Genomic DNA, 2,369 nt, shown 5'->3' with positions numbered 1-2,369 from the left:
GCGTTCACGCTGGGACCAGGGGTCCTTTTGTTTTTTGCTTGACTTTTTCCGATGCGCGGCCGAGTGCCGGCTGCGCGAGAATGACTGCAGTACCCGAAGACAGGAGTCACGTCGATGTCCACCAACTCTCCCGACGACCGTCCGGAGCGCGAGCCGCGTCGCAGGGACGGTGCCGGCGCCGGCGGTGACCGGGGCGGCTTCCGTGGCCCGCGCCGTGACGACAACCGCGGTGGCGACAACCGTGGGGGTGGCTTCCGTCGCGACGACAACCGTGGCGGGGACAACCGCGGCAGTGGCGGTGGCTTCCGTCGTGACGACCGGCCTTCGTACCCCTCGCGTGATGACCGTGGTGGCGACAACCGTGGCGGTGGCTTCCGTCGCGATGACCGTGGTGGCGACAACCGCGGCGGTGGCGGCGGTTTCCGTCGCGATGACCGTGGTGGCGACAACCGCGGCGGTGGCGGCGGTTTCCGTCGCGATGACCGTGGTGGCGACAACCGCGGCGGTGGCGGCGGTTTCCGTCGTGACGACCGTGGCGGGGACAACCGTGGTGGCGGCTTCCGTCGCGACGACCGGCCTTCCTTCCCGCGTGACGACCGTCGTGATGACAACCGTGGCGGTGGCGGCGGTTTCCGTCGTGACGATCGTGGTGGGGACAACCGTGGTGGTGGCGGTGGCTTCCGTCGTGACGACCGTGGTGGCGACAACCGTGGCGGCGGCTTCCGTCGTGACGACCGCGGTGGGGACAACCGTGGCGGTGGCGGTGGCTTCCGTCGGGACGATCGGCGTGATGAGCGTCCTTCGTCGTTCCGTCGGGACGACCGGCCTTCGTACCCCTCGCGTGACGACCGTGGCGGCGACAACCGTGGTGGCGGCTTCCGCCGCGACGACCGGCGTGACGAGCGTCCGTCCTCCTTCCGTCGTGACGACAACCGCGGTGGGGACTCCCGCGGCGGCTTCCGCCGTGACGACCGCGGCGGCGACAACCGTGGTGGCGGCTTCCGCCGCGACGATCGGCCTTCGTACCCCTCGCGTGACGACCGTGGCGGCGACAACCGCGGTGGCGGTTTCCGTCGCGACGACCGTGGTGGCGACAACCGTGGCGGTGGCGGCGGTTTCCGTCGGGACGATCGGCGTGATGAGCGTCCTTCGTCGTTCCGTCGGGACGACCGGCCTTCGTACCCCTCGCGTGACGACCGTGGCGGCGACAACCGCGGTGGCGGCTTCCGCCGCGACGACCGGCGTGACGAGCGTCCGTCCTCCTTCCGTCGTGACGACAACCGCGGTGGGGACTCCCGCGGCGGCTTCCGCCGTGACGACCGCGGCGGCGACAACCGCGGCGGTGGCTTCCGTCGCGACGACCGCGGCGGCGACAGCCGCGGTGGGTTCCGTGGGCGGGACGACCGGGGTGGCTTCGGGCGTCGTGACGACCGGGACCGCGACCGTGGCGACCGCGCGCCCATCAAGCGTCTGCCGATCCCGCCGGAGGTCACCGGCGAGGAGATCGACCCGGATGTGCGCCAGGAGCTCATGAGCCTGCCCAAGGGGCTCGCCGAGGACGTCTCGCGCAACCTCGTCATGGTCGCCCAGCTGATCGACGAGGACCCGGAGAAGGCGTACGGGTACTCCAGGGTCGCCCTGCGGCTCGCCTCCCGTGTCGCCGCCGTGCGCGAGGCCGCCGGCTTCGCCGCGTACGCGACGCAGAAGTACTCCGAGGCGCTGGCCGAGTTCCGTGCCGCCCGCCGGATGAGCGGTGGCGTCGAGCTGTGGCCCGTCATGGCGGACTGCGAGCGCGGACTCAACCGCCCCGAGCGCGCGCTGGCGATGGCCGGTGAGCCCGAGGTGCAGAAGCTGGACAAGGCCGGTCAGGTCGAGATGCGGCTCGTGGCCGCCGGCGCCCGCCGGGACCTGGGTCAGCTCGACGCGGCCATCGTGACGCTGCAGAGCCCCGAGCTCGCCTCCAGCGCCGTTCACCCGTGGACCGCGCGTCTGCGCTACGCCTACGCCGACGCGCTGCTGGCCGCCGGCCGTGAGCGCGAGGCGCGGGAGTGGTTCGCCAAGGCGCTCGAGGCCGACAAGGACGGGGCCACGGACGCCTCGGACCGGCTGGCCGAGATGGACGGTGTCGAGTTCGTCGACGCGTTCGACGAAGACGAGGTCGACGAGGCCGACGTGGACTCGGACCGTGGCGACGTCGTCGATGTCGATGTCGAGGATGACGACGACGAGGACGACGACTTCGACGAGGACGACAGCGACGACAGTGTCGGCGACAAGAGCTGACTCGGTTGACATGTGAAGAAGGGCGGCACCCGTGAGGGGGCCGCCCGTCTTGGGTGTCCGGGGTCCCATAGTCCAGCGCCCGGGTT

General features: G+C 71.5%; 1 protein-coding gene and 1 pseudogene. Both read left to right on the top strand.

What is annotated here, in order from left to right:
* Positions 1 to 135 precede the first annotated feature (135 nt).
* Positions 136 to 1,440 (top strand): annotated as a pseudogene (locus ACFQ79_RS40660) (hypothetical protein); the annotation flags it as partial.
* 30 nt (positions 1,441 to 1,470) lie between these two features.
* Positions 1,471 to 2,283 carry a hypothetical protein gene (locus ACFQ79_RS40655; protein WP_383593418.1) on the top strand — a complete coding sequence of 271 codons (813 nt, stop codon included), beginning with the start codon at positions 1,471 to 1,473 and terminating at the stop codon, positions 2,281 to 2,283.
* Positions 2,284 to 2,369 lie beyond the last annotated feature (86 nt).

The sequence above is a fragment of the Streptomyces sp. NPDC056480 genome (genome assembly GCF_042795405.1).
Classification (GTDB): domain Bacteria; phylum Actinomycetota; class Actinomycetes; order Streptomycetales; family Streptomycetaceae; genus Streptomyces.
The sequence above is the reverse complement of the archived record's forward strand: the minus strand, read 5'-3'. Positions and strand labels throughout refer to the sequence as shown.